Consider the following 15,711-nt stretch of genomic DNA (forward strand, 5'->3'; position numbering starts at 1 on the left):
TTTTTATCTCCTGAGTCACTTATGAACAATATTGAACAAAATCTTTACGATGTCAGGAACCACATTACCCTTGCTGCTCAAAAATGCGGGCGTATTCCAGAAGAAATTACGTTACTTGCAGTCAGTAAAACCAAACCTGTGGATGCCATCGCAAAAGCTATAGCCGCTGGTCAGCGGGAATTTGGGGAAAATTATGTTCAGGAAGGCGTTGAGAAAATTCAATACTTTGACAACCGAGATGATTTGGTTTGGCACTTTATTGGCCCATTGCAGTCCAATAAAAGTCGTCTGGTTGCAGAGAATTTCGATTGGTGTCATACCATCGATAGATTGAAAATTGCCCAGCGATTAAGTGAGCAACGACCTGAAAACATGCCTCCGCTCAATGTCTTGATCCAGATTAATATCAGTGATGAAGAGAGCAAATCAGGTATTTTACTGGCGGAATTAGACGATTTGGCAGCAAGGATTGATTCTCTGCCTCATCTGGCATTACGCGGATTGATGGCAATCCCGGCTCCAGAAAATAATGTTGGTCACCAAATCGTCATTTTTCGCAAAATGGAACACGCATTTACCCAATTGAAAGCACAATATTCACAAATTGATACACTTTCAATGGGCATGACAGATGATATGGAGGCCGCCATTACCTGTGGCTCTACATTGGTTCGGATTGGAACCGCGATATTCGGTGCCCGTCAATACCGTTCTTAATTTAGGTCTGAATTTAAATCTTAAATTAAAAAGTATCTGACTCGATATTCAAAATTAACTGATTAATATGCGGGATTGTTTAATGGAAAATCGTAAAATTACCTTTATTGGCGCAGGAAACATGGCTCATGCCATTATCGCGGGATTAGTCAGAAAAGGTTACCCAGCTGGACTCATCACGGTCTGTTCCCCAAACACAACTCGCCGTGATGTATTGGCAAAAGAGTATGGCATTAACAGCCAAAGCGATAATATTCGCTACGCACAGGAAGCCGATGTCATTGTGCTGGCAGTTAAACCACAAATGATGACAGAAGTTTGTGATTCTCTGCATTCACAGGTCGATTTCAGCCAAAAACTGGTTCTTTCTATTGCTGCTGGTGTTCCAGTCAGCCGTTTTTACGCACTTTTACAGGCTGATATCAATATCATTCGCATCATGCCAAATACACCTTCACTTGTCGGACAAGGGATCAGCGGACTGTTTGCGCCTGAGCACGTTTCTCAGCTTGATCGCAAATTTGCAGCATCATTGATGAGCAGTGTCGGTAAAGTCTGCTGGGTAGATGATGAAAACGGCATCAATGCTATTACCGCTGTCGCAGGCAGCGCTCCGGCCTACTTTTTCCTGTTCATGGAGTCTATGCAACAAGAAGCTGAACGTCTGGGATTTGACAGTGAAACTGCCAGAGAGCTTGTCCTGCAAGCCGCGATAGGTTCAGCTAAACTTGCTGAAACGCAAAAAGATCTTCCTTTTGCTATCTTGCGTGAGCAGGTAACATCTAAAGGCGGTACAACGGCTGAAGCACTGCGCATTTTTTATGAAGGTAACCTTCCTGAAGTCGTGTCCCGTGCCATGCAAGGAGTAATCCTCCGAGCGCAGGAAATGGAAAAATTATTTTAATTGAGTTAATTCAATCAGGGCTGCTACATGCAATTCTTAAATTTCGTCCTTCTTACAGCTTTGGATTTATATATTGCCATCTTACTACTGCGTGTCTGGATGCAGTGGGTTCGTTGTGATTTCTATAATCCATTTGCGCAATTTATTGTTAAGATCACTCAACCTGTAGTGCGGCCGTTGCGCAGGTTTATACCTGCTGTTGGTCCCATTGATACAGCGTCCGTTGTTCTTGTATATCCACTCGTTCTTATCAAGATAATGCTGCCTGTATGGCTAACAACAGGGCAATTTATAATGCCCTCTGCCATCATATTCTTGATTGGGATAATTGAATTACTGACCGCTGTAGGGAAACTGGTATTTTGGCTGGTGATTGCCCGCGCGCTACTCAGTTGGATAAGTCAGGGAAAAAATCCTGTTGATTATGTTCTGATCCAATTGACCGAGCCATTAATGGCACCTATCCGCCGTATTATCCCTACTATGGGTGGCCTTGATTTCTCTGCCATGATTGTGATGCTAATTCTCTATGCACTGAATGCCCTGCGTTATGACGTGATGGGATGGTTAGTTTCAATGTTCGGTTCATGAGCTACATAATTAGTTGAATACATAGGTTAATTAGATAAATGGCAATGCAAAAAGTTGTTCTCGCCACAGGAAATGCTGGCAAAGTACGTGAATTGGCTGATTTATTGGCTGATTTTGACTTGGATATAATAGCTCAAACCGAGTTAGGTGTTGATTCAGCCGACGAAATCGGCCTCACTTTCATTGAAAATGCAATCATCAAAGCCCGCCATGCCGCAGCAATCACCGGATTGCCTGCTATTGCAGATGATTCAGGGTTATCTGTTGATGCGCTGGGCGGTGCTCCGGGCATTTACTCTGCCCGCTATGCAGGCAGTAATGCTTCCGATCAGGAAAATCTGGAAAAACTACTGGAAGACATGCGTGATATCCCTGACGAACAACGCCAGGCGCAGTTCAACTGCGTTCTGGTCTTTTTACGCCATGCCGAAGATCCGACTCCTTTGGTATTTCATGGCCGTTGGTCAGGAATGATCACACGTGAACCCGCCGGAGAAGGCGGTTTTGGTTATGACCCAATTTTTTATGCTCCGGAATTTGACTGTACAGCAGCACAACTGAGCCGCGAACAAAAAAATGCGGTATCTCACCGCGGAAAGGCATTAGAAATGTTGTTGGAAGCCATGCGCAATGCTTAAGTTGCCACCTCTGAGTCTTTATATTCATATTCCTTGGTGTGTACAAAAGTGCCCTTACTGTGATTTCAATTCACATGCCCTAAAGGGAGATGTACCATATCAGGAATATGTTGATCATCTACTGACAGATCTTCGTGCTGACTTGCCGATGATTGGTGATCGCGAGGTATCAACGATTTTTATCGGAGGAGGAACTCCAAGCTTGTTGAGTGCTGAAGGAATGCAGCGATTGCTTGACGGAGTGAGATCTTCACTCCGGCTTTCTCCACAGGCAGAGATTACAATGGAAGCCAATCCCGGAACAGTTGAAGCTGATCGTTTCAGTGCCTATCAGCAAGCCGGTATTAATCGCATTTCCATCGGAGTCCAAAGTTTCGGCTCAGATAAATTGATCCGTTTAGGGCGCATCCACGGCCCGGAAGAAGCCAAACGCGCGGCAAAATTGGCGGACGGGCTTGGTTTACGCAGTTTCAATCTGGATTTGATGCATGGGTTGCCTAACCAAACACTTAACGAAGCGTTGAATGATTTACGTCAGGCGATTGAGCTGTCTCCGCCACACTTGTCTTGGTATCAACTGACTATTGAACCCAATACGAGCTTTGGCTCCCGTCCACCCGTTTTACCGGATGATGACGCGCTATGGGATATTTTTTCCCGGGGTCATCAATTACTGACAGAAGCGGGTTACCAGCAGTATGAAACTTCTGCATATGCTAAACCGGGTTTTCAGTGTCAGCATAATCTCAATTACTGGCGTTTTGGCGATTACTTAGGCATTGGCTGCGGGGCACATGGGAAAATTTCATTTGAAGATGGCTGTATTTTCCGTACTGTGAAAACCAAGCACCCACGCGGTTATATGCAGGGACGCTATTTGGATCAAAAAAATCAGGTTGATCATGAAGATCGGCCATTTGAATTTTTCATGAACCGCTTTCGGCTACTGGAATCCATGCCTCGTCAGGATTTCAGTGATTTTACCGGGTTGCCAGAAAGTGCCATTCGTCTACAACTTGATGAAGCACTGGCTAAAGGTTATATCACTGAAAGCGATATACACTGGCAAATTACCAAACACGGAAAACTCTTCCTGAACTCGTTATTGGAACTGTTTCTCTAAAAACAAAAACTGCACCCGGAAATTCACAGGTGCAGTTTATAACCAACATTTATAACCAATAGCGTTAAAGAATTATTTAATTCTTCCCGTTTCCCGTGCGTAAGAAAATAAGCCACCAGCAGAAACAATATTGGCAAGTTCGCCAATAGGATCAGTTTGATATTTTTCGCCATTCTCCAGTAAAATTACGGTTTGGTTTTCAACATCAATTTCAATGTTATCACCAGTGACTAATTTGTCACATAAACGCTCCTGTGCGGCAATCGGCAATAATTCGCCAGTCGATACACAATTGCGGAAAAATATACGGGCATAAGATTGAGCAAGAACTACTTTCACCCCTGAAGCACCTAAGGCAGCGACAGCATGTTCACGCGAAGAGCCGCAACCAAAATTCTGCCCTGCCACAATAATCGGATATTTCGCTTTTCCCTTGCTTTCATCAATGAAAGGCAGTGATCCTTCCGGTAATCCACACATCGCCAGTGAAGCCAGTTGTGCATATCCTTCAGGCGTTGAAGGGTTTACCTTGAGGTATTCGGCTGAGAGAATCTGGTCAGTATCAATATTATCGGTCAATACATAGACCTCACCCCGAATGATATTTTCCTTTAACTCACTCATAAAAACTCCTCAGGATTGGTAATCTGGCCAGTAATCGCAGCTGCAGCAACAGAATAAGGGGAAGCCAGGTAAATATTGGCGCGTTTATGTCCCATTCTGCCGACGAAATTACGATTTGTTGTCGATATAACGGAGATTGGATCGTTGACTCGTCCGAACGTATCAGGCGGCCCACCACAGCAGGCGGCACACCCTGATTCAGAGGAAAGTTTCACTCCAGCATCACTCAGAATCTGATAGACAGAAACACCTTCAATCTGGGTTGTTATGGTTTTATGGAAAACCTCTTTTGTTGCCGGCACTGCGTAAGTCGGAATTTTAACTTTATGTCCTTTTATAACACGGGCAGCCGCGACAAAATCCTCCAACTTTCCACCAGTACAAGAGCCAATATATGCCTGAGAAATAGCAACACTAGCCACTTGTTCGATAGAAACCACATTATCCGGAGAATGTGGTTTAGCAATCTTCGGCTGCATATCAGTAACGTCTATATTCAATACACGGCTGTACTGCGCATCTTCATCAGGATAAACAATGTCAAAAGGGAGATTATTTCGTTCTGCCAAATAATCCAAAGTAGCCTGATTGGGAACCATAACGCCATTTTTTGCACCGCATTCAACGACCATATTACAAATCGTCATGCGCTCTTCTACCGATAACTCGTCAATGACATTACCGCCAAACTCGATGGCTTGATATGTTGCACCATCGACAGTTAATTCTGCCAATACAGACAAAATCATGTCCTTCGCTAAAACATAAGCGGGTTTGGTTCCGGTAAAGTTAACCCGAATTGTCGTTGGTACTTTGAGGGGAATTTCACCCGTACCTAAAGCATAAGCTGCATCGGTAATACCTAACCCAATAGCGAAAGCGCCGAAAGCACCAGCAGTTACTGTGTGAGAATCCGTCCCCAACAGAACTTCGCCAGGACGGGTATGTCCACCTTCTGCAAGCCCTATATGGCAAACACCTTTATAGTTTGGGGTTCCGACATCGTAAAAGTATTTTATATTCTGTTCAGCAGCAAATTCACGCATTACCCGAATATTTTGATTAGCTTGCGGATCTGCCGAATAGACAAAATGGTCAGGGATCAGGATAAAGCGTTCGGGATCCCATATTTTTGCATCTTGCCCGAACTCTTTTTTAAATACGCTGGCTACACCCGGAGTGCAGGGATCGTGAGACATTAGAATATCTACTTTCGCCCAAACCACTTCACCCGGAGTGACGTGTTTACGCCCACTTGCTCTTGCAAGAATTTTTTGTGTAATAGTTTGGCTCATCTCACATTACCCCTGAAGATTAAAACAGACCAGTTAGATTGTTATCCTAGCAAGATTACGGCTCTTTAACGTAGGGAAATACGATGATTAGTTCACTGTTTCTATTATGGGACAGTCGTTCGTAAAATGGAAAACTCCCGATCTTTGAACCTGATACCTATCTCACCGTACAAACAAGGAATATTGGCCTCTCTCTACAGGATATGTGGTATGTTATACCGCGGTTCTTCCAAGTAAATCATCAGGTTAATTCATGAATAATATTGATAATCTCACCTCTATGGTGGTCTTTGCCCGCGTAGTAGAAACACTGAGTTTTACCGAAGCCGCAAAATCGTTAAGGCTGTCGAAGTCTTCGGTCAGTCGCGAAATTGCGCAGTTGGAAATCAGATTGGGAACCCAGTTACTTAACCGTACTACACGTAAAATCCAAGTGACTGAGGTTGGGATGAGTTATTACCAATACTGTCACCGAATTCTTACTGAAGCTCAAAATGCTGAGCATTTTATACGTAATTTTCATGAAGAACCGATGGGAAGTTTACGCCTGATTGCGCCAGTATCCTTTGGCAGTCAATGTATTGTCCCCGCCCTGAATAACTTTATTGCCGGAAATATTCATATCAGCGTTGATCTGGAACTGACAGACAGAACGATTAATATGAATGAAGATCAATGCGATATTGCAATTATTATAGGGCGTGAAGCTCCACATCATCCGCTTGTTATGCCTCTGATTGATATTACTTGGGGACTTTACGCCACACCTGATTATCTGCGTCAGTTTTCAAAAATAGATAAACCAGAAGATCTTCCCCGTTATGATTACCTACTATTTCGAGGCCCTGCCCATACTATCTCACTGCCGTTTCGTAAAGAGAGGCATAAGCTGGATATTGAAGTTCGCAGCCGGTTTCGCATCAATAACAGCGTCGCATTAATGAATTCTGCATTAGCTGGCGCTGGCATTGCTTACCTGCCAGATTATGTAACTCATGAAGCCGTTGCGGAAGGAAAATTGGTAAGACTTCTCCCTGAATGGAAAATGGATATCTATCAAGCCTGGATGCTATTTAAATCAGAAAGTACACTCTCTTCACGCGTGCAACACTTTGCAAGTACTTTGCAAAATAAACTGAAACAAAATTTAGAGAACGGAAAAAAGACATAATTAATGCGGGTACAACAGTACCCGCAAGCGCTATCAATATTATTGCCTATCAAGCATCATTGCTTGTTAATAGCCGTACTTAATAATAGTTACCGTGGCGGTAATCCCAAGTCGTAAAGATATTAGACATTATCGCCATGATTTTATGCACATCCAATCCCTTACGGATCAATATTGGACACGGTGTAATATCACGCTGGTTATTTTGCAGCGGCACTAATTTACCGTTTTCATCCACCATTGAAATCATAACACCCTGTTCATAACGAGTCTGCTCAGTTTCATTTGGCTGGATAGATTTAACATAGTCATTGGCATCAATAATCAGATCAGCCTGACTTTCAATCCGCTCACCGATACATTCAACCAATCCACGGTTACCTTTACCTGATGGATTAGCCGAGCTGGCAAAAGAAAACTTGCCGTGATTTTCCCAAAGCTCTTTTGCCAGAATTTCGCCGGGTTTACCAAATTTAATTACGAAGCAACTTGTGCCACGTTGATCCATCATCAACTCTTTAGAACCATCATCTGGAATACGGGCTAACGCTTCTTCTTTCCAAGGCAGGATGCAGCCCAGCAATATATCTTCATCCCAATGTTTTTGATAAAGCTCTTCAATTTCCGAGTTAAGTTGAGCCAACTCTTTCAGCTGTTCCAGCGATCCACATAAAACAACGCCGGGTTTATTGCGATTACGCTGTTTCGCTTCAAATTTACGTTCTAAGCCTTTTGCATCTGATGTCATAATGATATAGCCCACTTTGGTCGGGCAAACGATCATTCCACCGTCACTAGCGAGGATCTCTACCGCTTCCTGCTGTACCCCATAGTTCCATTGAATTTTTTTGTTGCTCATATTGATACCCTTTACTGGAAACGGAAGAATTATTAATCAGTTAACGCTGGTAGTAACTGGTGATGACAGCTGTTGCCAAGGTATTGGCCTGAATCATAAAACGCGCAACGGCGTTTGTCGTTTCAGCATCAACTCCCAGTTTTTCCACCGATAAGGCATGTACAGTGAAAATATAGCGATGCGCTTTATCACCTAAGGGTGGACAAGGGCCGCCGAAACCAAACAGGCCATAATCATTTCTGCTTTGAATCGTACCGGTTGGCAATTTGCTGCTATCGCTTTGCCCTGCATTTGCTTGCAAGAGCTGAGTGTCAACGGGAATATCAAAAGCAACCCAGTGCCAGAAACCGCTGCCTGTTGGTGCATCAGGATCATAGACAGTAATCGCAAAACTTTTTGTTCCGGCTGGCGCATCTGTCCAGACCAGTTCAGGTGAACGATTATCACCATTGCCACCAAATTCATTAAATTCATGCTCTTTCAGCAAGAAGTCATTATTCTTAAATTCAGTTGAACTGATAATCATCATTATGTTCCCCCATCAAGTGCCTTTTGAAATATCCTAACGCAGTTTTTCTATGCTGCAAGATCAGGTTATCGTTTTGCTTGATTGTTTCAATTTGGGAACAATAAGTGAATTACTGGATATGTTTGTATGGCGTGATTTTCTAAGCTTTCTTCGCGGAAGAACGATAATTGGACATATGAATATAAGCCTGTTTAGGGCAAATTCCTTTGATTCTTCTTCCATTCCCGACTTATTGTTGCTACTTTGCTTTAATTATTGTTCAACAAAATGCAATAAAAAAAAGATTCTTTAAACTGAAAATCTGAGATCTAAGATCTTTCTGAAAAATTATATTTATTCTTGGATTCGCATCATAAGTGCAATTTCTAAGAAAGGCGGTCAGTTGCTATACAATAATCAGTCTTCGCAAAACCCGATGGGTAACGTGTATTTCACTGTTTAATCATCAATCTATTGAGTCAGTCAGTATCTATTAGGCCTGATACTCATTTTGCCGAGTGGTGATTGCCCAGGCTATTCGTGCCAGCTTGTTAGCCAGCGCACAGGCCACCACATTCGAATGTTTCTTGCTCAGTTGTGCCTGAACCCACTTGAGATGAGAGTAAGCTGGCCGTAATTGGCCCCACACCCGGAATTACTGCGTCACCGCCGCCCTTTTGCTGAATAACCGTGCGTGCGGGGCATCGACTGCTCAAAACCGCTTTCATCCAGATAAACAATCGGTTTGCCCGCCTGCTCATGATGGCGGATACGCTCGCCAAATACCTGACGAGCTTGTTCGTTAGCGTCAGGGTGTTTTAGCGTTTTTTTTAAAAGTGAGCTTCAGCCGTTTCAAGGCATAATGAATTGCGGATTGTGAGACGCCCAGTCGTTTGGCTCTTTCCCATTGATAGTCATCGGGATAATCCCGGACATCGGCAATGAGTCTCTCATCACTAATTTTCGTGGGCGGTTTATCGCGCGTCATACAGGGTTCTATTTTGTGACTCCACCGAAACAGGGTACGGATAGAAACCTCAAAGTGATCGCTTGTTTGCTCGAATGTCAACGAATGCTTGTCTTTGTATGCCAGTACGTTTTTTCGGAAATCCAGACTGTAACCCATCTCAATTCTGCCTTGTTATTGGAAGTCACAGGCATTATGACATAGTATTATGATTTTGCTATATCTGTTCCGTGCGCGGTTTCCGGCTGGGGCTGGTAAAGCAGCGGCAATCCAGCGGTCATCCCCAAAAGAACGGGAGGAAACGGTGACTGCTTTCTCGTTGGAAAACCCCCATCTGGGCCAAGTTCAAATCGCAGCCCAACTCAGGAAAAGTACGGGATAGAGATAAGCCAGTCCACGGTTCGGTGTATCTGGCTGAGACATAAGCTCAACACTGTCGCCCTGCGAGTAGAGAGAGCAAAATCATCGCTAGCGGCTGCTTAGCGATGATGATTAGTTGAGCGTTCTATGCGGAGACGGGTATGCTGGAACGACAAAGTCCCTCAGTAATTAGTCTGTCAGTCTCCCTCGGTAATCACACTAATACAGATAATGCCCGCTTATTTTCTTCGTAATGACAGTCCTTTTTGTCACGCATATTCGTTTTAACTATTTTTCGTCATCTCCCCAATATATTGCCCTTATCTTCGACAAATGATTCAATCATTCCAGCTGTTGGCCGAGGTTAATCTGTGCAAATTTTTCTTTCTCAGTATTCACCATATTTTCACTCAATGTTTTTTTTCAACCTATTTCCGTCTATTCTCAACTATCCTTAATACCATTCTTGAATCACTTCGATACAAGGTATGTTTAAAGATTGAAATCTGGACGTTCATGATGCAATATCTCTCAATGGTTATCGGCGTAACCAGTCTGGGCCCACTAAAGATCTCAATATGAGATAAAAACGGGATACTAACACCTACTATCTGTACTATCAATGAAAAATAACAATGTTGAGATCAAAATGGGGGCCGATAGTGGGGGAAGACCCGCTATCGAACGTCTTGTCCGCGCGTATGGATTTAAATCACGTCAGGCCCTGAGTGACCATTTAGGCGTTTCCAAAAGTACGATGGCAAACCGCTATCTGCGTGATAGTTTTCCTGCGGATTGGATCATCCAGTGTAATCTCGAAACTGGTGCTTCACTGCTGTGGTTGAGCACAGGTCAGGGAGAAATGTTTCCAGATGGAGAAAATGGCAAAACAGAACGGCTGGAAGATATAATTGCTCCGTCGATTTCTCGTGTAAAGCTATCGGGAGGTAAATTGAATGAGGCTACTCCCGTTATTCTGGATAACGAATTAATTTCCAAGGAACTTGGAAATCCACTGGTTGTTGATGATGGTACTGCATGGTATTTGCTGGATACTCAGGAAGATAGTATTCAGGACGGTTTATGGCTGGTGGATATTGAGGGCATGCACAGCATCAAAAAGATTGCCAAAATTCCGATCAGTAAGATTCGGGTCAGTGATAATGATGTTACTTTTGATTGTGCAATCAGCGATATTCAATTCATCGGCCGCGTTGCTCTGGTTATTTCCAAACAGTAACGATCTGACATATTCCCGATAACTTTCAAATTGGGATTCGACCAACAAAGCAATAGTTTGAAAGACTACGGATATAAAACGGTTTCCATCAAGGTTATCTCTTTCTATCGGAATGACCTTGATGGCATACAGCTTTACTCTGAGCGTCGAAGCCGATACAAAACATGTTCTCTCAATGGATGGCCTTCTGCCAACCCCGGATGCATAAATGTTTTTTCGTCCCTTACCATACCCAGTTTTTTCATGATAATTTCTGAACGGTAATTAGAGACAGTAGTAAAAGCGACAATTTCTTCCAGTTCGGTTTCCGTAAAAGCAAAATCTAAAATTCTGCGGGCTGCTTCACAAGCGTAGCCCTTACCCCAAAATGGTTTATCCAGCCGCCAGCCTATTTCAACAAAGGGGGAAAATGGAAATTCAATATTGGGAATATTCAAACCTACAAAACCAATAAATTCACCGCCCTGTTTTAATTCGATCGCCCATAATCCCCAACCATCCTGTGTTTCAAACTTCCGGATAATGTTATCAACGAATACGTTACTTTGTTCTTTAGTCAATGTATCGGGGAAAAACTCCATTACTTCAGGATTGCTATTTAAGCGAAAGAAAGGTTCTCTGTCTTCTTCCTTCCAAGCACGAAGAAACAATCTTTCTGTTTCCAATTCAACAATCACAATGCCTCCTTGAAATTCAGGGAAAATTAATCGGCAATAACAATAAAAACTGCCGGAAAATCATACCCATTTTCCGGCAGTAAAACATGGAATTTGATTTTACGAATAGTGATCAAGCGCTGTTTTTAGCTTTTGATTTATCTCCTTGATTATCCTTGATCGAAACAACCCGCTCTATCTCAGGCTTTTTCTTATTCTCAACTTGCTCAGACTGTCCAACAAATAGTCCACCACGCCGAATTGACATGCTTCCACTGCGGCTGATTCCCCGTAATTCCCCATGTTCAAGAATATCCAAAGTTTCCGCACAACATGTCCCTTCGACATGGCCATCAATAAAGATCTCAGGTGCGTTAAGTTCACCTTCAATTTTACCGGCATGCATAATACGAATGGCTCCCCCCTTCACTCGGATATTGCCGATGACTTTACCCCAGACCTGAATATCCCCTTCCATATCAATATCCCCCTTAAATACAGAGTTTTTAGCGATAATGGTATTGGGGCGAGCATCTGCAATAGGTGCTTTTTTCTCTTCTGTCTGTATTGGCGTGATTAGTGTAGTAGCGCTGGCAACAGGTGCCTCAGTTTTTTTTCCAAACATAGCTTTTATTCTCAATTTCATTTTTGTGAAGTAAAACACTAAAGCTAAAAAAGATAGAATTGCTGTTATGGCACAACTAAGATGATGATCATAAAGGTATAATCCTAAAGCAACACTCCAAAGAAGCCATACACTACATAAAATAGTGTTATCTGAAAAACGATACTCTTTCATATCTTTCTCGTTTTTTGGGTTTTTTCTTGTATTTCATTAAAAATATATCTCTGAGTTTTCCTCAGCGAATCATGGAAAAAAGCCAGTGAAAACACATCCTACTACTTTACTAGTATAAAAAACAAACTACTAATCTATAACAGAGGTATTTATAGCGTTATTACACGGATAACGCTGTTATTTTAGTTTAACACTCTGAATTATCATGAGATTATCTCACACTTCCAAAATAAGAAAATCTAGCATGATAAATTTATTTTTCTATTTGTACTGATGAAACTAAATAATCTGATGAGTTAACAGTAAATGCAACACATCATTAACAAACCAGTATCATATATAACTACGTGGCAGAAATGACAGGGAGTAGCTAATAAGAAAGACAAATTTGATGACAGATTATAAAATCATCGTGATGGTATCATGCCAACGTTAAATGAACCGTAAAAACCGTAAAATAGTTTTACTCTTTTTCTGACAAGACCCTATTAAATTTTTTCTGACAAGACCCTATTAAATTAGCAAGCCTAACTTTAACTTTGTGTAAATCAGAATTAAAAAAAGTAGATAAACTATCAGAATTACACTTTTGGTATAGAGACCTTTTGGTATAAAGAAGAAAAAGAAATGGTAACTAAACATAGATACCATTTTGTCTTTGAAAGGTATTACTGACTTTTAAAATATCTCAACAGAGTCTTAATGTTAACTTTCTTAAGTAATTAAAGATAAAAAACAGCTAAAAATCCTTAAATATTACAGTCTCAAAGACACCTTTTTGTTAACTTCCCACACAATACCAATATTAATTTAGTAACAATGAATTAGATTAGGACTTAACATTACCTATTCATCATACGTTACCAATATTTATTAGTATCCCAATGAGAATCAATTGAAAAAACCTGCCATAAAAACATTAAAAAATCTAAATAAGACAAAAAACAAAGAGCTATAAGCGATATTAATCTGTCTGAAAATGAGTAAATTAAGTAACTCAACAGACTAAAAAACATAAATATTCCTAAATGGTAATAATTACCATAAACCATTAAAAATAATTACATAAAGATTAAACAAGAAAAGACAAAAAACAAACAAACCGCAAACAAGTTTTTTTCAATCACATAAAGATATGGAGGGTAAATTTATATCAAAAATTTTTGCACTTAAACCTAACACAAATATTTATTTAGATATATAATACCCAAAGTGATTTAATTGATGTTATGCATTAACTTTCAATATTTTTCAATAATGTTTAAATCAGCGTTCGATTTTATCAACATAAACTGAAGGCTTAGAGAAGTTTTTTTCAATATCCATTAACTAATAAAATAAATATACCATGCACTCATCAAAAAAAATGATTACTCATGATACGGAACATTAGGAGTATAAAATGAAAAGGACGACAGGATCAAATCAAAAGAGTATTTGTACTCTCCAATTAACCATACCAGATTTCAATATTCTGGAACATAAACAAAGAGGGCTGTATATTTTACTTGATGGTGAAATGGAGTGGAAAGATTGCATCAATACATATCATGTCACATCGAATCAGATTCTTTTTACCCATCCGGGAAACTATGCGGCCAAAACTAATACGGCAAGCTGTCAGGCATTGTGGATACCATTGCATATGGAATTTCTGCGTAGTTTCTTAAAACGTTTTGGGTCATTACTGAGTAAAATAGAGCGGCAGGATTTTCCTGCTTATAGGTTGATCCCTTTTAATCAGTCTCCCCTACTGACGGAAAGCATTCGTGGACTTGCCAACCTACTGGCTCATGATTTTCCACCATCGTTAATTCAATTAAGAGTTGAAGAATTATTGCTGTTGCTTTCCTTAAGTAAACAGGGAACATTATTAATGTTTATCCTCAGGAAACTAAGCAATCGTCAAGTAGAACGCCTGCAAACATTTATGGAGACTCATTATCTCAAGGAGTGGAAGCTGAATGACTTTGCACGGGAGTTTGGCATGGGGCTAACTTCTTTTAAAGAATTGTTTAACAGTGTTTATGGCATCTCGCCTAAAGCGTGGATCAGCGAACAGCGCATTTTGTATGCTCATCAATTATTATTAAATAGCGACATGACTATTGCCGATATTTCAATGGAATCAGGTTTTTCCAGTCAGTCCTACTTTACTCAGAACTATCGCCGACGTTTTGGTTGTACACCGAATCGTGCCAGATATGGCAAAGATTAGTGATTCATATTACTGATGGATTTTAATATGAACTCTGATGAATCAATGCCATTCAGTTTTATGTAGCTATTTATGTTAATTGTGTATTGGAATGAGTTTTAAGTATCTAAACAGGCTGAAATAGCATTATTATTTAGGGTCAATAATCAGACAATTGCTGCCTGCAAGCCATATTAAAATCGCTGGCAGGCACGACATTTAAAATGGAAGGTAAACCAATTCAATGTGATTCGCGATCTTTTTTCTCGCTATCTGCATTGTAGAATATCGTACCCAATTTGATTCTTTCACGACCAGTAGACAGGCGATGCCGATTGGTATCCCGAAGGGAATAAATACAGCCGCAATATTCCTGCTGATAGAACTCTTCACGTTTGCTGATTTCTATCATGCGGGAGGAACCACCACCTTTGCGCCAGTTATATTCCCAATACGTTAAATCAGGATAATGAGATGCAGCCCGAACACCGCATTCATTAATCTGCTGCATATTTTTCCAACGGGAAATACCGAGCGAACTAGTAATTACAGGAAAACCATGTTCATGGGCATAAAGCGCTGTTCTTTCAAAACGCATATCAAAACACATTGTGCAACGAATACCGCGTTCAGGCTCGTTTTCCATTCCTTTAGCGCGTTCAAACCAATTATCACGGTCATAATCAGCATCAATAAAAGGGATGCCCATCTGCTGGGCAAAACGAATATTTTCATCTTTGCGCAGTTCATATTCTTTTAGGGGATGAATATTCGGATTATAGAAAAATATAGTGAAATCTATTCCTGAAGCCAACATAGCTTCCATCACTTCCCCAGAACATGGCGCACAACATGAGTGCAACAAAACCTTATTGTGTCCGTTTGGCAGTGGAAGCGAATTACGTTCATAGTTCAGTGACATAATATCCTTTACCTAGAGCGTGTTGACCTTTGTTGTACATGTTTCAATCGACCCACATAGGGAGCCACATGATTGAAAATGCCAAAGCAACGAGACTTTCATAATTTCTTGCTAATTTGTCATACCGAGTAGCTACTGCT

The 15,711-nt window shown here is 41.2% G+C and carries 17 protein-coding genes and 2 pseudogenes; 9 read left to right on the top strand and 10 right to left on the bottom strand.

All coding sequences use genetic code 11. The features are described 5' to 3' along the window. Positions 1-21: 21 nt before the first annotated feature. The 5 genes from AACQ81_RS02565 (at position 22) to hemW (ending at position 3,973) form a co-directional block, all read left to right on the top strand. The gene (locus AACQ81_RS02565; protein ID WP_237386192.1) at positions 22-717 is read left to right on the top strand and encodes a YggS family pyridoxal phosphate-dependent enzyme; all 696 of its coding nucleotides are present in this window, start codon (positions 22-24) and stop codon (positions 715-717) included. An 82-nt stretch (positions 718-799) separates the two neighbouring features. Next, entirely contained in the window at positions 800-1,621 is an 822-nt protein-coding gene (gene proC / locus AACQ81_RS02570) for a pyrroline-5-carboxylate reductase (protein WP_237386193.1), read from the top strand. Positions 1,622-1,648: 27 nt separating this feature from the next. Next, positions 1,649-2,212, top strand: coding sequence for a YggT family protein (locus AACQ81_RS02575; protein WP_237386194.1), 564 nt, complete (start codon positions 1,649-1,651; stop codon positions 2,210-2,212). Positions 2,213-2,256: 44 nt separating this feature from the next. Beyond that, entirely contained in the window at positions 2,257-2,850 is a 594-nt protein-coding gene (locus tag AACQ81_RS02580) for an XTP/dITP diphosphatase (RefSeq protein ID WP_237386211.1), read from the top strand. Beyond that, the gene (hemW, locus tag AACQ81_RS02585; protein WP_237386195.1) at positions 2,843-3,973 is read left to right on the top strand and encodes a radical SAM family heme chaperone HemW; all 1,131 of its coding nucleotides are present in this window, start codon (positions 2,843-2,845) and stop codon (positions 3,971-3,973) included. Before AACQ81_RS02580 ends, hemW begins: the two co-directional genes overlap by 8 nt. A gap of 72 nt (positions 3,974-4,045) precedes the next feature. Here hemW and AACQ81_RS02590 read toward each other — a convergent pair whose 3' ends face one another. Continuing rightward, the gene (locus AACQ81_RS02590) at positions 4,046-4,597 is read right to left on the bottom strand and encodes a LeuD/DmdB family oxidoreductase small subunit (RefSeq protein WP_237386196.1); all 552 of its coding nucleotides are present in this window, start codon (positions 4,595-4,597) and stop codon (positions 4,046-4,048) included. Continuing rightward, positions 4,594-5,892 (bottom strand): 3-isopropylmalate dehydratase large subunit, encoded by a 1,299-nt coding sequence (locus AACQ81_RS02595; protein ID WP_237386197.1) that lies wholly within the window; start codon positions 5,890-5,892, stop codon positions 4,594-4,596. The genes AACQ81_RS02590 and AACQ81_RS02595 overlap by 4 nt, the downstream gene beginning before the upstream one ends. 253 nt (positions 5,893-6,145) lie before the next feature. Here AACQ81_RS02595 and AACQ81_RS02600 point away from each other — a divergent pair, with 253 nt between their 5' ends. Further along, positions 6,146-7,063, top strand: coding sequence for a LysR family transcriptional regulator (locus AACQ81_RS02600; protein ID WP_237386198.1), 918 nt, complete (start codon positions 6,146-6,148; stop codon positions 7,061-7,063). A 79-nt stretch (positions 7,064-7,142) separates the two neighbouring features. Here AACQ81_RS02600 and AACQ81_RS02605 read toward each other — a convergent pair whose 3' ends face one another. The 4 genes and pseudogenes from AACQ81_RS02605 to AACQ81_RS02620 form a co-directional block, all read right to left on the bottom strand. Continuing rightward, positions 7,143-7,922, bottom strand: a complete 780-nt coding sequence (locus AACQ81_RS02605) for an L-threonylcarbamoyladenylate synthase (protein ID WP_237386199.1) — start codon at positions 7,920-7,922, stop codon at positions 7,143-7,145. 40 nt (positions 7,923-7,962) lie between these two features. Next, positions 7,963-8,451 carry a YbhB/YbcL family Raf kinase inhibitor-like protein gene (locus AACQ81_RS02610; protein ID WP_237386200.1) on the bottom strand — a complete coding sequence of 163 codons (489 nt, stop codon included), beginning with the start codon at positions 8,449-8,451 and terminating at the stop codon, positions 7,963-7,965. Positions 8,452-8,923: 472 nt separating this feature from the next. Beyond that, positions 8,924-9,040: pseudogene (locus AACQ81_RS02615) on the bottom strand (IS110 family transposase); the annotation flags it as partial. 198 nt (positions 9,041-9,238) lie between these two features. Then, entirely contained in the window at positions 9,239-9,556 is a 318-nt protein-coding gene (locus AACQ81_RS02620) for an IS630 transposase-related protein (RefSeq protein ID WP_237386201.1), read from the bottom strand. Between the two features lie 49 nt (positions 9,557-9,605). On the opposite strand from AACQ81_RS02620, the gene AACQ81_RS02625 reads away from it, so the two are divergent. Both AACQ81_RS02625 and AACQ81_RS02630 read left to right on the top strand, forming a co-directional pair. Further along, positions 9,606-9,779: a hypothetical protein gene (locus AACQ81_RS02625; RefSeq protein ID WP_237386202.1), complete on the top strand. Its 174-nt coding sequence runs from the start codon at positions 9,606-9,608 to the stop codon at positions 9,777-9,779. Positions 9,780-10,406: 627 nt separating this feature from the next. Continuing rightward, complete coding sequence (locus AACQ81_RS02630; RefSeq protein ID WP_237386203.1) at positions 10,407-10,997, top strand: phage repressor protein CI; 591 nt, start codon at positions 10,407-10,409, stop codon at positions 10,995-10,997. A 134-nt stretch (positions 10,998-11,131) separates the two neighbouring features. Here the strand turns inward: AACQ81_RS02630 and AACQ81_RS02635 are convergent, their stop codons facing one another. After that, positions 11,132-11,674, bottom strand: a complete 543-nt coding sequence (locus AACQ81_RS02635; protein WP_237386204.1) for a GNAT family N-acetyltransferase — start codon at positions 11,672-11,674, stop codon at positions 11,132-11,134. A gap of 112 nt (positions 11,675-11,786) precedes the next feature. After that, positions 11,787-12,452 (bottom strand): bactofilin family protein, encoded by a 666-nt coding sequence (locus tag AACQ81_RS02640; protein WP_237386205.1) that lies wholly within the window; start codon positions 12,450-12,452, stop codon positions 11,787-11,789. A 1,402-nt stretch (positions 12,453-13,854) separates the two neighbouring features. Here AACQ81_RS02640 and AACQ81_RS02645 point away from each other — a divergent pair. Next, positions 13,855-14,670: a helix-turn-helix transcriptional regulator gene (locus AACQ81_RS02645; RefSeq protein WP_237386206.1), complete on the top strand. Its 816-nt coding sequence runs from the start codon at positions 13,855-13,857 to the stop codon at positions 14,668-14,670. 220 nt (positions 14,671-14,890) lie between these two features. Here the strand turns inward: AACQ81_RS02645 and AACQ81_RS02650 are convergent, their stop codons facing one another. Beyond that, positions 14,891-15,571: an epoxyqueuosine reductase QueH gene (locus AACQ81_RS02650; RefSeq protein ID WP_237386207.1), complete on the bottom strand. Its 681-nt coding sequence runs from the start codon at positions 15,569-15,571 to the stop codon at positions 14,891-14,893. A 43-nt stretch (positions 15,572-15,614) separates the two neighbouring features. Next, positions 15,615-15,711, bottom strand: a pseudogene (locus AACQ81_RS02655) (IS5/IS1182 family transposase); the annotation flags it as partial.

Origin of the sequence: Xenorhabdus sp. Sc-CR9 (assembly GCF_963897815.1) — a bacterium.
Taxonomy (GTDB): domain Bacteria; phylum Pseudomonadota; class Gammaproteobacteria; order Enterobacterales; family Enterobacteriaceae; genus Xenorhabdus.